Origin of the sequence: Streptomyces zhihengii (assembly GCF_016919245.1) — a bacterium.
GTDB lineage: Bacteria > Actinomycetota > Actinomycetes > Streptomycetales > Streptomycetaceae > Streptomyces > Streptomyces zhihengii.
Window position 1 is genome coordinate 238354 of sequence record NZ_JAFEJA010000003.1, and the last position, 15906, is coordinate 254259.

A 15906-nucleotide genomic window follows, 5' to 3' on the forward strand; every position below is an offset into this window, starting at 1 on the left:
CGGGAGTCTTGGCATGGAAATGTGAGCTCGGGCCGCTGTACCAACTTGACGGCTCGGCGCCGTGAGGTGTCTGAATGCCCCGCTTCCCTGGTTCAACCAGGACAGTTCGGCAATCTGGTGACCCTTCCGCGGCGCGGGGGCGCGGAAGCGCTCCGCAAGAGTCGCCCCTGGAGCCGGCCGCTGGGGGACTGTGCACTGTTGGTCGCGACGTACAGACCCGCGAACCTGACCATGCGACGGCTCAAGCCACTGTTCAGGGTGTCAACCGCGGTTGACCGCATGATCGACCACCCCGGGCAAGTGCTTACGCTCCCGCCTCGCAAGCGGTTCACCAGAGACACGGGGCTTCATCGTGAAGGGCAGCCTGCCACCACCACACCGCTGCACAGTCAAGGTTCTACCGATTTCCATCAACCTTCAGGGCGCCATCGACGTCGACATCGCCTGGTCGTCTGGCCGCTCGCCGGGAAGCGTCGTGGCTGCGAGGTATGGGAGGGCTCCGGCGCAAGGCCGCGATCTGCCAATCCTCACGATCGCCGACGGAAGCTACCCGGGCACCGAACTCATCGTTGAGCACCGTTGATACCGCGGCCAGACCGAACTCCTGGACCGGAAAGGGTACGCAACACGTCCCCACAAGCAGGTCGGGACCGTGTCGAGCACGTCTTCGCCTGCATGAAGATCTGCCGCGAGTGCCGTTTCAGAGGCGATGACCTCCACCACGTCATTTCACATGTTCAGCCGAAGGCCGGCGACACACCGCAGTTGCCGATCCGAGTGACCAGGTGCGCCCGGGCGTTCGGACCCACTGCTCATCCGTCAGGTCCGACGGATATCCACCCCAGGGCCATGCAGGCGGAGCCGGACGACCGGATCAGCTATGGGACACGGCAGATCTCAAGATCAATCTGAGGGAGCTGTGGGATCGGGCTTGCGGGGAATCAATCAGTCCGCTTGGGGACGTGCCTATCTCGGAGCTCTTTCGCTCAAGTGGCCCTCAGATCTAGATAACGAAAGCATAAACGCTGAAGTCGTGATCACCCCACTATGTCCGCTAGAGGGTGATTTTCATGTGGCCCAGGACACACTTTTTCCGGAACGCCGACTGATCGGCCCTGGTAAATCAAATCCTCACAGCGACCCGGGGGAGCACTCTCTTCCTGTCATCCGGGAGCCATCTGATTCCGGCGGGATTGCGTCGGGTTACATCCAGCCAAAATCCGAAAGTGAATCCCGCAGCGTCTCTAGATCGGACGCTGGTCGGCAAGGAGCAGGAGGGTACGGGACGTGACATCAACGCTAACGGGTCACAATCATGACGAGGGGAAAGGGAAAAGTTCCCCCATGCCTGACGAGGGCTATGAACGCGGACTGAGTAGTCGGCAGGTCCAGATGATCGCCATAGGCGGTGCCATTGGTGTCGGGCTCTTTCTGGGGGCGGGTGCAAATATCGCCAAGGCCGGACCGAGCCTCATTCTCATGTACGCTCTTGCCGGCGTGATTGTGTTCTTCATCATGAGGGCACTTGGTGAACTTCTGCTGTACCGTCCCGTATCTGGCTCGTTTGCTGAATACGCGCGTGAATTCATGGGTCCGTTCTTCGGGTTCGTGACCGGCTGGACCTACTGGATGTTGTGGGTCGTAACCGGAATGGCAGAGCTGACTGCCGCGGCGATATATGTGAATTTCTGGTTCCCTCAGGTTCCACAATGGGTTACGGCGCTCGTTTTCCTGGCGACCTTGTACCTCGCGAATCTGATCTCTGTGAAGCTCTTCGGTGAGATCGAATTTTGGTTCTCGATGGTGAAGGTCACCGCCTTGATAGGCATGATCGTGATCGGCCTTGGGGTTGTCACTTTCGGATTCAGTCAGGCCGGAGAAACTGCAGCAGTCTCCAATATCTGGGGGCACGGAGGGATCTTCCCCAACGGAATCGGTTCAAGCTTGATGACGCTGCAGGGTGTGATGTTCGCTTACCTTGCGGTTGAACTGGTTGGTGTGACTGCTGGTGAGTCAGAAGATCCCGAGAAAACTCTTCCCAAGGCGATCAACACGCTGCCCTGGCGAATCATTGTCTTCTACGTCGGTGCACTCAGCGTGATCCTCATGGTCGTGAAGTGGACCGAATTTCAGCCGGGAGTGAGTCCGTTCGTGGCCGCCTTCGCGAAGATCGGGATCCCGGCGGGAGCTGCCGTCGTTAACTTTGTTGTGCTCACGGCCGCACTTTCGTCGTGCAACTCAGGAATGTACTCGACGGGGCGCATGCTCCGTGGACTTGCAGAGAGCTCTGAAGCACCCAAGATGCTCGGCAAACTCAATGCCGCTAAGAGTCCGGCGCTTGGTATTACCTTCTCTGCAGCGCTGATGGGAATCGGCGTGGTTCTCAACTACGTCGTCCCGGAGAAGGCATTCGGCTACGTGACATCAGTCGCGACGGCAGCCGGAATCTGGACTTGGCTCATGATTCTGATCAGCCATATCTTGTATCGGCGCGCGGTAGACGCTGGTCGGCTGCACGCATCTTCCTTCCCTGCTCCAGGTGGCACCATCTGCAGCTGGATTGCCGTCGCCTTCCTCCTGATGGTCACGCTGCTGATTGCCCTTGACGACGACAGTCGAATTTCCCTGTACGTGGGAGCCGGATGGGCAGTGTGCCTGACTATCGGATGGACAATCCTTAAGAGGCGCAACGCTCAGCTTGTTGATTGAGCAACGCGAAAGTGGGATCCGGCGCGATGGCGAGTGTCCGTTTGGTCGCAGCGTAGTGCCGGAACGATAAGCGAGCGACGGTGGGGCACCCGATTGTGAATTGGGTGCCCCACCTGACAATTTTCTGCCAGCCGCATCGAAAATCGGTAACGTCTGGAAGGTGCCTATTATGAAATCTCTTCTGGGGCTGCAGGTTCCGAGTTTCTCGCCTGGATAGGAAAGCCTCCTTCAGCGAGGAGGGCGGGCGCGGCCGCCTACGGCAAGGGAGACGTGATCACTGATGACAGGGCCGGCTTGCCTCGTTCTGGCACGCGCGGCTTGACGTGTCCGCCAGCCACGAGAAGTGGTGCGAGGAACGTCATGGGGCAGTCGCGTGACGTCCTCGGTGCCATTCAGCAATCATCCCCCCGCGAGGTTCCCTGGATCTTCATTCGGCTGCCACTGTGTGCAGAGATGCGTGTACGGCCATGCAACGTGCGGCCACAACACAGTGCGGCGACGCCATGATTGGATTCCCGATCCATAGCACCCGGATGACTCCTCTTGTACGGACGCACCGGGTCCCGAAACGTCGCGACGCAATTTTCTCCTGACGGTGCGGATTTTGGAAACACTGCCCTAGAGAGGGAGCCGTGATCGAAATTTCAGATCAGGAGCCAAACGGCAAAGAGAGACCAGACGAAGAATTCATGCAGAGTCTGTATCGAGAGCATGCAGGGCCGCTGCAAAGCTACGTCATGGGTCTAGTGGATGGCGACCGTCACCGAGCAGAAGATGTTGTGCAGGAGACGCTCGTAAGGGCCTGGCGCAATGCTGGCCAGTTGGACCCTGCGAACCGCTCCGTCCGGCCGTGGCTCATAACCGTTGCCCGTCGCATCGTCATAGACGGCTACCGAAACCGCCAAGCACGCCCCCAAGAGGTCGACTCCTCACCCTTGGAACTCATGCCAGCAGAGGATGAGATGGACAGGGCGCTGTCCATCATGGTGATCACTGAGGCCATGAGTGCTCTCAGCGAGGCACACCGAGAGGCTCTAGTAGAAACGTATATCAAGGGACGCACGTTGAACGAAGCCGCCGATATTCTGGGTATTCCCAGTGGGACGATCAAATCGCGCATATTTTACGGCCTGCGCTCCTTGAAGCTTGCGCTTGAGGAAAGAGGGGTGAAGCAGTGACGGCGCGAGAGGTTTCTTCGGCGCACGAGGCTGTGGGGGCGTATGCCCTGGGTGTGCTGGATGTGGTGGAGGCAGCGGCTTTTGAGCAGCATATGGCTGGGTGCGATGCCTGCGCGGAGCAGTTGGAGGAGTTTATGCGGCTTGAGCCTCTGCTTGGCATGATGGTGGAGGCTGCTCCGGCTTCGGACTGGGAATCTTCCAGGTTGTATGCGCAGCCGGATGCGCGCGTGCTGGACCGGCTGGTCGATGTGGTGGTGACGGAGCGTCGGACCAAGCGCCGGCGTGGTCTCTATCTCGTTGCTGCTGCGGCGGCGCTGATCGTCGGTGGGCCGTTGGCCGCCACTGCCATTACTTCTGAGGATGCGGGTAGCAGCGTGGCTCTGCCGCATGCTCACTCGACGAGTCCGGCTGAGGACGCTTTCTTCAATCACATGGATCGCAAGACGGCGGCTACCGACCCGGTGAGCAAGGCCGTCGCGACGGTGGGCACCGAGACCAAGTCCTGGGGAACGCATGCCGTTCTGGAGCTGAAGAACGTCAAGGGGCCCCTGAAGTGCAGTTTGATTGCTGTCTCCAAGACCGGTAGCGAGGAGGTGGTGACCTCTTGGTCCGTTCCGAAGTGGGGCTACGGGTTGCCGGCCAGCACAGACGAGAGGGGCAAGAACCCGCTCTACGTGCACGGCGGCACGGGCATGGCACCCAACGACATCGACCACTTCGAGGTACGAACCTCCGACGGCAAGCAACTCGTCAGGGTCGATGCTTAAGACCGTGTCCTACGTGGTGAGGCGGATGAGTCGCTTGTAGCAGCACAGGGTGGTGGCAAGGCCGAGAAGGGCCAGGTAGTTGCGGGGTTCGCGTTCGTAGCGAGGGCTCAAGCGGCGGTAGCCGGACGGCCAGGACATCGTCCGCTCGATGACCCATCTGCGGCGCCCTAATCGCTCGCCGGACTCAATGCCTTTGCGGGCGATGCGCACGCCGATGGGCTTCCCGCGGAGCCATCTGCGCAGGTCGGCACTGTCGTAGGCTTTGTAGGCGTGCAGGCGCCGGGGCTTGAAGTAGCGGCCGCGGTGGGGGTCGTGTCTCGTTTGGTGACCCTCCACCATCGGCTTCAGTCCTTCGCTGTCGTGGGTTTTGCCGGCGGAGACGCCGACGAGGAGGGACAGTCCGTTCGCGTCCGACAGGACGTGCATCTTGGAACCCGGCTTGCCCCGGTCCACGGGGCTCGGACCTGTGTGTTCGCCCCTTCTCTTGCCCTGACGTGGGCGGTGTCGAGGACGACGCGGGTGACGTCGAGGAGGCCGACGTCGTCGAGCCGGTGCAGCACGGCCTCGTGCAGGCGGCCCCAGACACCGGCTCGCGAGCAGATCAGGAACCGTCGGTGGGCGGTCGGCTTCGATATCCCGAAGCAGGGTGGCAACGCCCGCCAGGCGCAGCCGGACACCAGGACGTAGATGACGGCGGCGAACAGCGTCTCATCAGGGGTGCCCTGCGTTCCGCCGCCCTGCGGCCGCACCTTCGACGGTGGGATCAGCGGCTTCGCGATCTCCCACAGGCAGTCCGGATCCAACTCCACGTACCCCGCGCCATGTCGAGTTCAACGACGCCTCACCACATAGCACACGGTCTCAGACTTTGGTGACCGCACGCGTTGACGGACGTGGACCGGCTTGTTGAGCAGTTGGTGCCAGACGAACTGGGAGAGCTTGTTCGGCGGGTGGTACCGCCGACGGTGGTGCATCGGCCGCAGAGTGGGGGACGTCAGCGCGCCGGGGACCGTGAGGTGCTGGCCGCGATCGTGTTCGGGGCAACGTCGGGCTGTACCTGGCGGCAGCTTCCGCCGGTCTTCGGGGCTTGCTGGCAAACGGTGTACAAGCGGCTCGCGCGTTGGAGCCGCGCGTGTGGGCCCGTCCCAACCGTGTCATCCTGGACCAACTCGGCTCACGCGGGCAGCTCGACTGGTCCAGGCGCGCGATCGACTCGGTGGAATCCGAGCCCTCAAAGGGGGCATCTGACGGGACCGAATCCGGTCGATCGCGGCAAGAAGGGATCGAAGATCCATGTTTCTGCGATCGCACGAGCTGGCCGATCTCACTTGCGATCTCGGGCGCCGACATCTACGACAGCCAGGCGTTGGAGCCCTTGGTTCGCGGCATCCACCCATCCGCTCGCGCCGTGGACCGCGTCGGCGTCCCCCGGCCAAACTGCACGGTGACAAGGGCTACGACTACGACCATCTGCGGCGGTGGCTGCGCAAGCGCGGCCTCGTGCCACGGATTGCCCGCCGCGGCATCGAGTCCTACCAACGCCTGAGCAGCCATTGCTGGGTCGTGGAAAGCACGATGTCCTGGCTGGCCGGCTGCCGTCGCCTGCACCGGCGATAGGAGCGCAAGGCCGAGCCCTTCCGCGCATTCTCGGGTATCTCCGCGGCCCTCATTTTCCACCGCCGTCTCGTCCGTGCGGACACGTAGGGCGGGTCAGCGTGAGGCGGCTCAAGCGGTGCTTGCCCAGACCCGGATGGGCACCGCCTCTCGCTCGGCCGCAGTCAGCTCCGAGTGGTTCTGCACGCCTTCCAGGCACGACCAGCCCGTGACACCCGGTTCGCTATCGGCCAGAAACCCCTCGATGATTGGACCGAGGTCGTCGGAAAGTTCGTAGGCGCCGCCGAACGGCAATGCCTCCGCGGACACCGATCCCGTCGAGCACCGCAGCTGACCGGCCTGTCATGCCACACGTAGAAGGTCGCCACCCCGGGAAAGCCCAGCTCGCGGATTCGGACCTGTATGGCTGAGGCAGTCCGGTCGAATGCGGCGACCACTGCGGAGACGGACAACGACCTTCTGTCCTCGTTCTCCGCGCTCAGCCACCAGGTGTTGGTCTCCCACTCCACCCGACGGTTGGTCGGCTCCAGCACCAGGGGCTCGTCCGCCACCTCAGAGATCCATGTCAACAGCACCACAGCAGTATCCCTGCATGGCCTGTGGCCCCGGGAACCGCCATGAGAAGCGACGTCTAGAATCCTGGCAGCTTCTCCGCGGATCCCGGGTCAATTCCAACCGCATGACCGCCGAGGGCCTGTGACGGCAACTCATGTACAAGGGAGCGGTCATCGGTCCCCGCCTCGAGGACGGCGACGGAACCTCCCCGTACCTGGTGGTCGACGGCCGCCTCCCGCTCGTCGCGCGCGCCCCCTGCATCACGGCGCCCGACAGACGCGAGCGGCTGTGCCGCCCCCTGCCGTTCCCCTGATCCGACACTCGCGCGAGCGGAGGCCGTCGCCGCCGCGCACCTGCGGTCAGGCAGTCCATCGATCGCAGGCGCCGCATGCCTCGCCAAGTCCCGCGCGCGCCGACAGACCGGCACGAGTCGGCCCAGAAGCCTGCGGCAGACCCTTCGAAATGAACGAGGGCATCCGGTGGAGCCGTGACAGGATGTCGAGTTTTCACCGTTCCGCTAGATGTGGTTAACTTAGTGGAAATATAGGAAACATGACGATATTTCCGCGGCATGCAGCCTCTCAAATCCGCGATCGTGCCGAGCAGGCGATCCAGGAGTACCGGACGGCCTACGAACGAGGGCTCGCCGCCGAGCAGAGTCAGGAGCCGGCACAGGCGCTGGCCGAGTTCACGCGGGCGCAGCACGCTCTGGACCGTTTGGACGCCGCCTCCCCGGACCTGCCTGAGATTCCCCAGGCCAGAGCGGGGCTGCTCTACGCCATGGGACGGGCCAGGACCGATGTCGGAGACGTGGCCGGTGCGGTCGCGGCCCTGGACCAGGCCGAGAAGCTGTACCAGCGGATGGAGTCGGAGCAGCTCGCCATCCGGAAGGAGGTTGAGCAGCAGGGGGGCCGGCAGGAGACGGGTCCCGTCCCGGCGGTCCTGCTGACGGCCGATGTCGGGCTGCGAAGGGCCCGGGCCTATGCCGAGTGGGGCCGTCCCTTCAGCGCCCTGAGCGATCTGGACATGGCGATCGGTGGGTACATGCGGGCGGGAGCCTTCACTCCCCTCTCGGACCGGTGCGGGGACGCGGCCCGGATCCTCGCCGTCGGGGCGGGGATTCAACTGCGGGCAGGGGACCATGAACTGGCCCTGGAATGCGGCCAGGCATCCCTCGCGCGATACCGGGAGATGGGCGGGGTCGGCCCCGAGGCGATCCCGTACGCGATCGGTTTCGCCGCCCCGGTCGTCTCCATGCTGGAGGCCGCGCGTGGGCAGTGGGACGCGGCGCTGGCCGTGGACGGCCTGATTCTGGAGGCCGCAGAACTCGGCCGAGACGGGAGTTCCGGGGCTCATGCCCGGATCGGTGTCCACCTGCGAGAGGCCGGGCGGGACGCGGAGGCGGCCGGACATCTGGCCATGGCCGCCCGTGGGTCGCATGATCGGATCGCGGAGATGGAGCGGGAGTTCGGGTCGGTGCCGGCGCCGAGCCTGCGGGAGGCACTGCTGGAAGCGGAGCGGACGGAATCCACCAGGCTCGCAGGCGGTGTGCGGGCCGATTTCTTGGATCCGCTGGAGATCCGGACGCTGCGACTTTCCCTCTGCGGCGGGGACGGAGCCAGGTTCTCGGCCACCGGCCGGATGAACGTGGTCAACGCTGTGCCACGGCAGGTGACGTCACTCGCCCGGGTCGGCCACCAGCTGATCGCATCCGACCGCCTTCCCGCGGCACTGCGCGTACTCTGGGAGGCACTGCTCCTCTGCGATGCCGCCCGCCGCTGGACCACCTGGAACACCGGCGACTCCACCGCGACCGTGCCGCTGCGCGAGGCCGAGGAGACCGCCTTCGCCGGAGCGGCCGTCCTCGTCGACACACTGGCACGAGCCGGCGGTTCGGCAGGTGTCTGATTGGTGTGGTCACCCAGAGGCCGGCGCTGCTGTGGGCGCGGCCGGCGAGTACGGGGACGCCCTGGCCTTAGCAGATCCCGTAGCAGTCCCAACTGCTTGATCCTCATCGCCAAAGCCGTCCTCATCCTGGAGTCGCGGCGCTGAAGACGCTCACGGAACCGTGGACGGAGGCGGAAGTGACCGCGACGGCGAGGAGCAAGCCGTGGTTGTTAGGGAGTCAGGTACCTTGAGCTCTTTGATCTTTAGTCGGCGCCAATGCCCTGACTGGCCTCAGCCAGGTTGCTCGGGGTCGTGAAGCTCTGGGCATTGGTGACGGCCGCGGACGGCTGTCCACGGTGGTTATCCGGCATCAAGTCGTGCCCGCAGCAAGTCGTGCACTTGCTCGATGGTGCCGTCAACCTCCCATTCTGCGACGGAGTCATAGATCGTCGTGTGCTGGGGAAGCGGTCGGCAGCACTCCCGCGCCATGCCGGTTCGATCCACATCTGCGCTCGCCCCCAAGTGGAGAACACCCGTTCGATCAGGGCACGTCAGGCGTCGGAGGCGATGCTTCGCCACAGCCGGCGTGGGCTCATGCCTTGAGCCAGCGGACCTCGACCCCGGACGTCGCCAAAGCATCCCGAACTACCGACCACCTAGATCAGATGCCCTCATAGCCCGTCGCTGGGTGCATTTGCCGTGGAGCTAGCCTCGCGCTTTCATGAAGCGGGCTGTCCGACGGGCGGTCAGGTAAACGAGAAGTGCCTCTGACCAGCAAGAATGAGGATTGTCGAGGTCCTTGTTCCTGCCATGCCGGAGGCACTTCCCAGGTGAAGAAGCGTATCGGGTCCTATCCACGCGTCCGCATCGAGGGCGGTGGTCGCGGAGTGGTGTCCCAGGCCGGGGCCGTGCTGCTGGTCGAGACCGCCCGCAAGGCCGGGCTGGACCAGGCGATATCGACGGCACTGACGCCGTGGCGACGTTCACGGGCAGTGCACGATCCAGGGAAGATCCTGCTGGACGTGGCACTCGCGGTCGCCCTGGGCGGGGACTGCCTCGCGGATGTCGGGATGCTGCGGGCCGAGCCGGCCGTGTTCGGGCCGGTGGCGTCCGACCCGACCGTCTCCCGGCTCGTCGACACCCTCGCCGCCGCCGGGCCGAAGGCCCTGTCCGCGATACGGGCCGCGCGGGCCGAAGCCCGCGAGCGCGTCTGGAGCCTGGCCAAAACCGCGGCTCCTGACGCGGGCGGGCAGGTGATCGTGGACCTGGACGGGGTCCTCGTTCTGGCCCACTCCGAGAAGCAGGACGCCACCGCGACCTGGAAGAAGACCTTCGGACACCACCCCCTGATGGGGTTCGTCGACCACGGAAGCAGTGGCAGCGGGGAGCCGGTGGCCGGCCTGCTCAGGCCCGGCAACGCAGGCAGCAACACCGCCGCCGACCACATCACCACCACCCAACTCGCCCTGGCCCAGCTGCCGAAGAAGTACCGGCGCGGACGCCGGACGCTGATCCGTACCGACTCAGGAGGCGGCACCCACGAGTTCGTCGCCTGGCTCGCCCAACGCGGCCGGTGGCTGTCGTACTCGGTCGGCATGACCATCACCGAGCAGATTCACCAGGCCGTCCTCAAGGCCCCCGCCTCGGCCTGGACGGCGGCGACCGAGCCCGGCGGCGAGATCCGGGACGGGGCCTGGGTCGCCGAACTGTCCGGCGACTGCCTGAAGGGCTGGCCGAAGGGAATGCGGCTGATCGTGCGGAAGGAACGGCCTCACCCCGGCGCCCAGTTGCGGATCACCGACGCCGACGGCCTGCGGCTCACCGCGTTCGCCACCAACACCACCGGCATCCCGATCGCCGCACTCGAACTGCGGCACCGCCGGCGAGCCCGGGCGGAGGACCGCATCCGTGCCGCTCGCGCCACCGGCCTGCGCAACCTGCCCCTGCACGACACCAAGCAGAACCAGATCTGGCTGGAGATCGTCCAGATCGCCCTCGACCTCCTCGCCTGGATGCCCATGCTCGCCCTGACCGGCGAAACCCGCAGGTGGGAACCCCGCCGCCTGAGGCTCCGCCTCTTCTCCGCCGCCGCCCAGCTGGTCACCACCGCCCGCCGCCGGCACCTGCGGTTCGCCCGCCACTGGCCCTGGACCCACATGATCACCGACGCCCTGGCACGACTCGAAGCCCTCCCGAACCCCGGCTGACCAGCGTGTTCCCGTCCCTGCGAGCAGCACCACCCCCGCCGGAGCCGTGGAACCCGGCGCCCACCCGACGCGACAGCCGGGCCATCAGCCTGACCACCACCAGCCCGAACAACCGAAACGGCCCGCCGAAGAAACCCACGGACCGTCACGAAAGATCGAGGCTAGTCAGTAGTGGTTTGTCACGGCCCAGGTTTTCGCTTTCTTCGGTGAGCCAGCCCAACCCGTTCCAGCGATGCTGAGATGGATGGACTGTGATGAGTCCACTCGAAAAGGCATCCCTCCATTTCAGAGTAGGAGACAAAGGGCCTGTTTCAGTGACTGATCTCAAAATCTCGCGTCCCAGTAAGAATGGTCCGCTGATGTCCGCAGCGTTCTGCCGTGGCGCCGCGAATCGCATTGCCTGTGCAGGGTCGTGAGGGTCGCTTAGATTAGCGAGGACCTGCCGGAGGAACGGGGAGCCGGCGGGAGCGACAATGAGATTGTTATTGAATCGGCCGCGAGAAAGCTGCCATTCGGCAACCTTTGCTAGACTCTCTTCCTCGCTCAGCTCCGGTTTTCTGGCATCCGCGCCACCGTCTAGCGGTTTCGTGAAGTTCATCTCTCTGGCGATGGCGTCGAATTGAGAACGATTGCGTATCTGAGGTGCGAGGAAAGGGATAGCGCTGTGCCGCATATTTATCCCGGAAGCTGGGAGTTGAACGCTTCCCGGCGTCAGGTCAACATCCAAATACACCCCACCCACCAGGTAGAGAAGAGCGTATCGTGTGACGTCCGATGCCAACTCCCAAGCTTCTTTCTCCATGGCGTAACGGAACAGTTTGCTAGGCCTGGAAGCTACCGTGGGATCCAGTTCCAGAGTGTTGTCCTGTCTCAGTGACTCAAAGAATTCTTCGTCTACGGATCGGATCTGTATTTCTGGGGCATCCTGCAGTTCTTGATAGAAACTACTATTTGCTGCCATGGCTCCAGCGTCCGACCAGATGTTCATCTGCCATCCAGAATCCTGGATGCGCCGCTTCCAGGCTTCCAGGTTGAGCTTCGCACCTTCTCGCATCTCGCCGCCAAGCCAGATGAAGTGCATGACCCGTGCAACGGGCCGCACTCCGGCGGTGGACGAGGCGCCCTCGTTTCCCAGCACGACAGGCTGGTGATGATAAGACACCTCAACTATGGCGGTACGCCTGGCACTTGCCATCTCACTCGGATTCGAGTCCGAACTTTCGGAGTCAGAAGAAGGGGACTGTCGGCCTGCCGAATTTAGGTAAACTGCGAGGTCGCTTACGGACAATTGTGGGTCGTAGGTTCCTCTCAGATCATCGAGGCTGCGAGCAACACTTTCACGCAAAGCAGTGCTTGCCGAGGTGGCTCGCTTCAATCCGGTATTTTGGGCTCGCTGTGACCGGGAAAGAGTGGAGAATTTGGCGCCGTTGCCATATCCGGTGATGGATATGCGAGGGAGAGGAAGGCCGGCGCGGGCGTTTCGGTATGCTTGCAGTACGACTATCTTTGCCAATTCATCGAGCTTGGCTTTTTCTGTACCGCCAATCTCCTTGCTGTTCTCCTCGAAAGAAACTTTCACTTCCAGGCGTCGGGTTCTAGTCGACTGGAGGAGGGGGCCCTTGTCGTTCGAGCCTGCGGGTGCCGGAGTGGCAGGGCCCAACTGGTCGAAGCGCCCCGATCCGGTGGCCGCCTCTGGTGCTGACACAGTCGTCAGCTTCCGGAGTGCCCTATGTCGTTCGGCCATGCCGTCTTCCACTGCCGTATGGGGATCGAGATGTCGATCTCCATCAGTAGTCCAAGAGCCCGTCACGCCTAGTCCCGTGCTGATGGGTGACGGTCGCCTGGCATCGTCGACAGCATGCTTTCCCCCTCCACGAAGGCGGTTGCGTTGCGTTGTGTGGGCTTGGGCGAGAAGACGGGAGAGCTCGAGAGCGGCTCCGGCTCCGTTGCGGTGGTACTCCGCGGCTACGAGTGCGGTGACGCCTTCGCGCAGCGTGTGGCGGCGAGTTCCGCGCAGGACTGATGGGTCGTGGAGGTTGTGCTGGGAACGGATCAGATTCTCGGCTTGGTGCACGATTCGTTCCCGCTGTGCTTCGGAAAGCGACTGTGCGGCGAGGTAGGCCATGGCGCCGTCGACCAGGGGTGGGTGCGATTCTCCGGAGCCTATCGAGCGCTGTGTAGTGAGTGCCTGTTCGAGAGCGCCCACCATGCGCACCAGCACCGCGGGGAGGACTGCCGGCATGTCCCGGGCCACGCGTTCGGCATTGCGTACGCCCAACATCGTGGTCGCGAGATCCGCGATCCCTGCCGACAACCCAGCAATTTCCTGTGGTCTGCCGTCTGCTGCCCTTTCGGCCCGTTGCTCAGTCTGGTGCCTGATGACTGCGGCGACTAGCCGCCGTGCACGGTCCACCATCATCGCGGAAGGCTGGCGCACACCGAACCATTCGCCCGCTAGAGAGTTGGTGTCGAACGCCGTCCCATCAACCCGTGAGAAGTGAGAAGCCGCGGAGCTCCCTGACTTGCTAGAGGGGACTTGCCCTGACACAACAGCCGGAACCATCGCCGAAGCATCTGCGCTAACCAGGCTGAGCGGCTTTGGTTGCCCGAAAGCATCATCTGTAAGTTGTTTCGCAACATTTGATGTGAATGTGCCTTGCGCATGGATAAGCCCGGAAAGCCGCAGCGCGACTTGATCGCCAATTGACTCGGTCTGACCATCCGACCGCGGGGTTGGTGCGTGAGCCTGTCCGAGCGCCGTCGACGCCTGATGCGGCGCGCTGGCAATTGGTGAGATTTCAGCGTCGTAGCTGCGGGAGGGGGTGGGAACTTCTTGCGGTGCAGCCTGAGCCGTACGGGGCATGGTGGGCACCCCGCCTGACTCCATCGGCGTTGTCGCTGAATGAACCACCTGCCCCTGCGCGTAGCCAGTGTCCGGTGCGGCAAAGCTTGTTCTGGACATGCCTACGGGCTGTTGCATCCAGGTCGGTATCGCAGGCGACATATCCGAAGCGTGCAGCCCATCCGGGGGCGGTGAGGCCAGGGCATGCCCGGCGGGACTGTGTACGGAGGCGCGGTCGCCTGCCGCTTCGGACAGCCTCCACCCCTGCCGGTCACTCTCCTGTGAGTCCGTTGTTTGAACATCTGCCAGAGCAACTCCAACGGGAGCTGCATCTTGCCAAGTCTTCATCGTGGCTGGCAACTTGGCCGCATCAGCAGGGTCGGGTGGGGACAGTGCAGGGTCGCCCTGTGCAGTACCCACTCGGGGACTTGCTCCGCTGCTCGATAGGTGTGGAGTGGCCGGCGCATAGAGGGGCCTCGAAGCTGCTGGGGTGTTCGTCGTCGGGTCCGCGGGATTCTGGGACGCAGCCCGGTTCGACACCGTTTCAGCGGCAGATCCCATGCCCGGCACACCTCGGGCGGAAGACTCCACATCGGTACCGACCGCACTCAGCGTTAGCCGTTCTTCCCGTGCCCGAGGCCCCGGGGTCGGTGCTGTCTGATCTGTGGTGCCTGGCGCGCGGTGATCGATGTCGGCGTCGGAGGTTGGCACCGCACGCGGAGTCGATGCGGTCCCGCCTGTTGCGGCGCCTGGCACACCAGGGGGCGCTATGTCCGCGCTAGGCCTCATAGTGCCGGTGCTTGCCTGCGTGGCGGATCCGGCAGCTGAGGTTGTGCCGACATCGGTGCCGACGACGGTCGTACTGGCCTGGCCCGCGGATACATCCAGGCCCTGTATGTCATTCGTCCCAGTGACGCTGAAATTGCCGAGCGCAGCGCCCTTGGTATGAGTCGCCACGTGATGGTAGGCGAACGCGGCGGCGACGACGCCGGCGGTGAGGACGCCTTCGGTGACACCGCTGATCCCGGCGCCGTAGAACGTGGACGCCTCGACCTTCCACCGGCCGTCGAACAGACCGTTGGTCACGAACTCCGCACCGGCTTCCGCGGCCCCCTCGGCCACGAACGCACCCGCACCCGCACCCACCGCCCGCACCCCGTTGCCGGCCGTGAACACCCCCCGCGGCGCAACCTTCACCGCCACGTCCCCCGACACATCCTTCACCAACGGCCGCCCCAACCGGCCCGTCAACGCCTTCCCGACCGTCCCCGACAACACCCCGTGGAACGCACCCGCCAAACCACCCACCACAGCCGACCGGGCAATATCCCCCAGATCGAACCCCTTCGGACGACGCCCCTCAGGCCCCGCCACCATCAACGCCAGACGCACCGCAAACGTCTGGAACGCCTCCTCGAACGCCTCACTCAACGACGGCATCAACCGCGTCCGACTCAACAACGCATCCAGCACCGTCAACAAAAACACCCGCGACCGCAGCATCGCCACCGCCTGCTGCCCCGCCGACAAACCCCCCGAGAAGAACGCCATCGCCGCCAACACCGCCAGCTCGATCAACAACCGAACCAGCTCAGCGACCAACTGCCACTTCGACTCCGTAACATTCATCGACGTCCGGACCCGACCATCAGCAATCCGGTCCAACTGCCCCGCAAACTCCCCCAAAGCATTACGGCCGCCATCATTCACCAACAACCGCATAGCCCGCACATACGCCGCACCCGCCTCCCCCGGCAACGCACGACCAATCCCACCAACCGAGCCCTCAATCGTCCCCGACAGATCCCGCGCCCGCCTCGCCAGACGAACATAGGGATCATGACTCGCATAGCCACGATCCTCGTCCGCCTCAAGAAACCGCTCACCGGTCAGGACAAAGATCAGCCGCTGCAAATCCTCAGAGGGCTCAATCGCCATACACGCTCAGCGCCTTGCTCATGTTCACTGTTGAATCCGTACTAGTTGAGAGTGCTTCAAGGGCTGGCCTTTCTCCATCTGCCGCCGACGTGCACTCCCCGGCCTGTTGCCTGCCCGCCTACCAGGCCTGCTTCCAGGCTCGTCCGTCCCGGAGCGGGAAGTGATGCTCCTACTTCCCGCCCCTGTTTGACGTATATTCCGCAACGTTA

At 63.9% G+C, this 15906-nt stretch carries 8 protein-coding genes and 3 pseudogenes; 8 read left to right on the forward strand and 3 right to left on the reverse strand.

Going from position 1 to position 15906, the window contains the following annotated elements:
• Nucleotides 1–45 precede the first annotated feature (45 nt).
• The 4 genes and pseudogenes from JE024_RS38935 to JE024_RS38950 form a co-directional block, all read left to right on the forward strand.
• Nucleotides 46–729 (forward strand): annotated as a pseudogene (locus JE024_RS38935) (IS5/IS1182 family transposase); the annotation flags it as partial.
• Nucleotides 730–1344: 615 nt separating this feature from the next.
• Nucleotides 1345–2709, forward strand: coding sequence for an amino acid permease (locus JE024_RS38940; RefSeq protein ID WP_205378704.1), 1365 nt, complete (start codon nucleotides 1345–1347; stop codon nucleotides 2707–2709).
• 689 nt (nucleotides 2710–3398) lie between these two features.
• Nucleotides 3399–3887, forward strand: coding sequence for a sigma-70 family RNA polymerase sigma factor (locus tag JE024_RS38945; protein WP_205378950.1), 489 nt, complete (start codon nucleotides 3399–3401; stop codon nucleotides 3885–3887).
• A complete protein-coding gene (locus JE024_RS38950; RefSeq protein ID WP_205378705.1) occupies nucleotides 3884–4654 on the forward strand; it encodes an anti-sigma factor family protein in 771 nt (256 codons plus the stop codon). Before JE024_RS38945 ends, JE024_RS38950 begins: the two co-directional genes overlap by 4 nt.
• 9 nt (nucleotides 4655–4663) lie before the next feature.
• Here the strand turns inward: JE024_RS38950 and JE024_RS38955 are convergent.
• Nucleotides 4664–5477 (reverse strand): annotated as a pseudogene (locus JE024_RS38955) (IS5 family transposase).
• 70 nt (nucleotides 5478–5547) lie between these two features.
• Here JE024_RS38955 and JE024_RS38960 point away from each other — a divergent pair.
• Nucleotides 5548–6358 (forward strand): annotated as a pseudogene (locus tag JE024_RS38960) (IS5 family transposase).
• A gap of 21 nt (nucleotides 6359–6379) precedes the next feature.
• Here JE024_RS38960 and JE024_RS41700 read toward each other — a convergent pair.
• A complete protein-coding gene (locus tag JE024_RS41700) occupies nucleotides 6380–6577 on the reverse strand; it encodes a hypothetical protein (protein WP_244883706.1) in 198 nt (65 codons plus the stop codon).
• Between the two features lie 400 nt (nucleotides 6578–6977).
• Between JE024_RS41700 and JE024_RS38970 the strand changes: the two genes are divergently transcribed.
• From JE024_RS38970 to JE024_RS38980, 3 genes are all read left to right on the forward strand, one after another.
• Nucleotides 6978–7136, forward strand: coding sequence for a hypothetical protein (locus tag JE024_RS38970; protein ID WP_205378706.1), 159 nt, complete (start codon nucleotides 6978–6980; stop codon nucleotides 7134–7136).
• Nucleotides 7137–7375: 239 nt separating this feature from the next.
• The gene (locus tag JE024_RS38975) at nucleotides 7376–8731 is read left to right on the forward strand and encodes a hypothetical protein (protein ID WP_205378707.1); all 1356 of its coding nucleotides are present in this window, start codon (nucleotides 7376–7378) and stop codon (nucleotides 8729–8731) included.
• A gap of 809 nt (nucleotides 8732–9540) precedes the next feature.
• Nucleotides 9541–10917 carry an IS1380 family transposase gene (locus JE024_RS38980; RefSeq protein ID WP_205377879.1) on the forward strand — a complete coding sequence of 459 codons (1377 nt, stop codon included), beginning with the start codon at nucleotides 9541–9543 and terminating at the stop codon, nucleotides 10915–10917.
• A 145-nt stretch (nucleotides 10918–11062) separates the two neighbouring features.
• On the opposite strand, the gene JE024_RS38985 is transcribed toward JE024_RS38980, so the two are convergent.
• Nucleotides 11063–15697, reverse strand: coding sequence for a glycosyltransferase (locus JE024_RS38985; RefSeq protein ID WP_205378708.1), 4635 nt, complete (start codon nucleotides 15695–15697; stop codon nucleotides 11063–11065).
• Between the last annotated feature and the right edge of the window lie 209 nt (nucleotides 15698–15906).

Bases quoted from the DNA above. Each gene is read 5' to 3' on its own strand.
- JE024_RS38940 (WP_205378704.1), top strand. From the start codon at position 1,345: ATGCCTGACGAGGGCTATGAACGCGGACTGAGTAGTCGGCAGGTCCAG.
- JE024_RS38945 (WP_205378950.1), top strand. From the start codon at position 3,399: ATGCAGAGTCTGTATCGAGAGCATGCAGGGCCGCTGCAAAGCTACGTC.
- JE024_RS38970 (WP_205378706.1), top strand. From the start codon at position 6,978: ATGTACAAGGGAGCGGTCATCGGTCCCCGCCTCGAGGACGGCGACGGA.
- JE024_RS38975 (WP_205378707.1), top strand. From the start codon at position 7,376: ATGACGATATTTCCGCGGCATGCAGCCTCTCAAATCCGCGATCGTGCC.
- JE024_RS38985 (WP_205378708.1), bottom strand. From the start codon at position 15,697: ATGGCGATTGAGCCCTCTGAGGATTTGCAGCGGCTGATCTTTGTCCTG.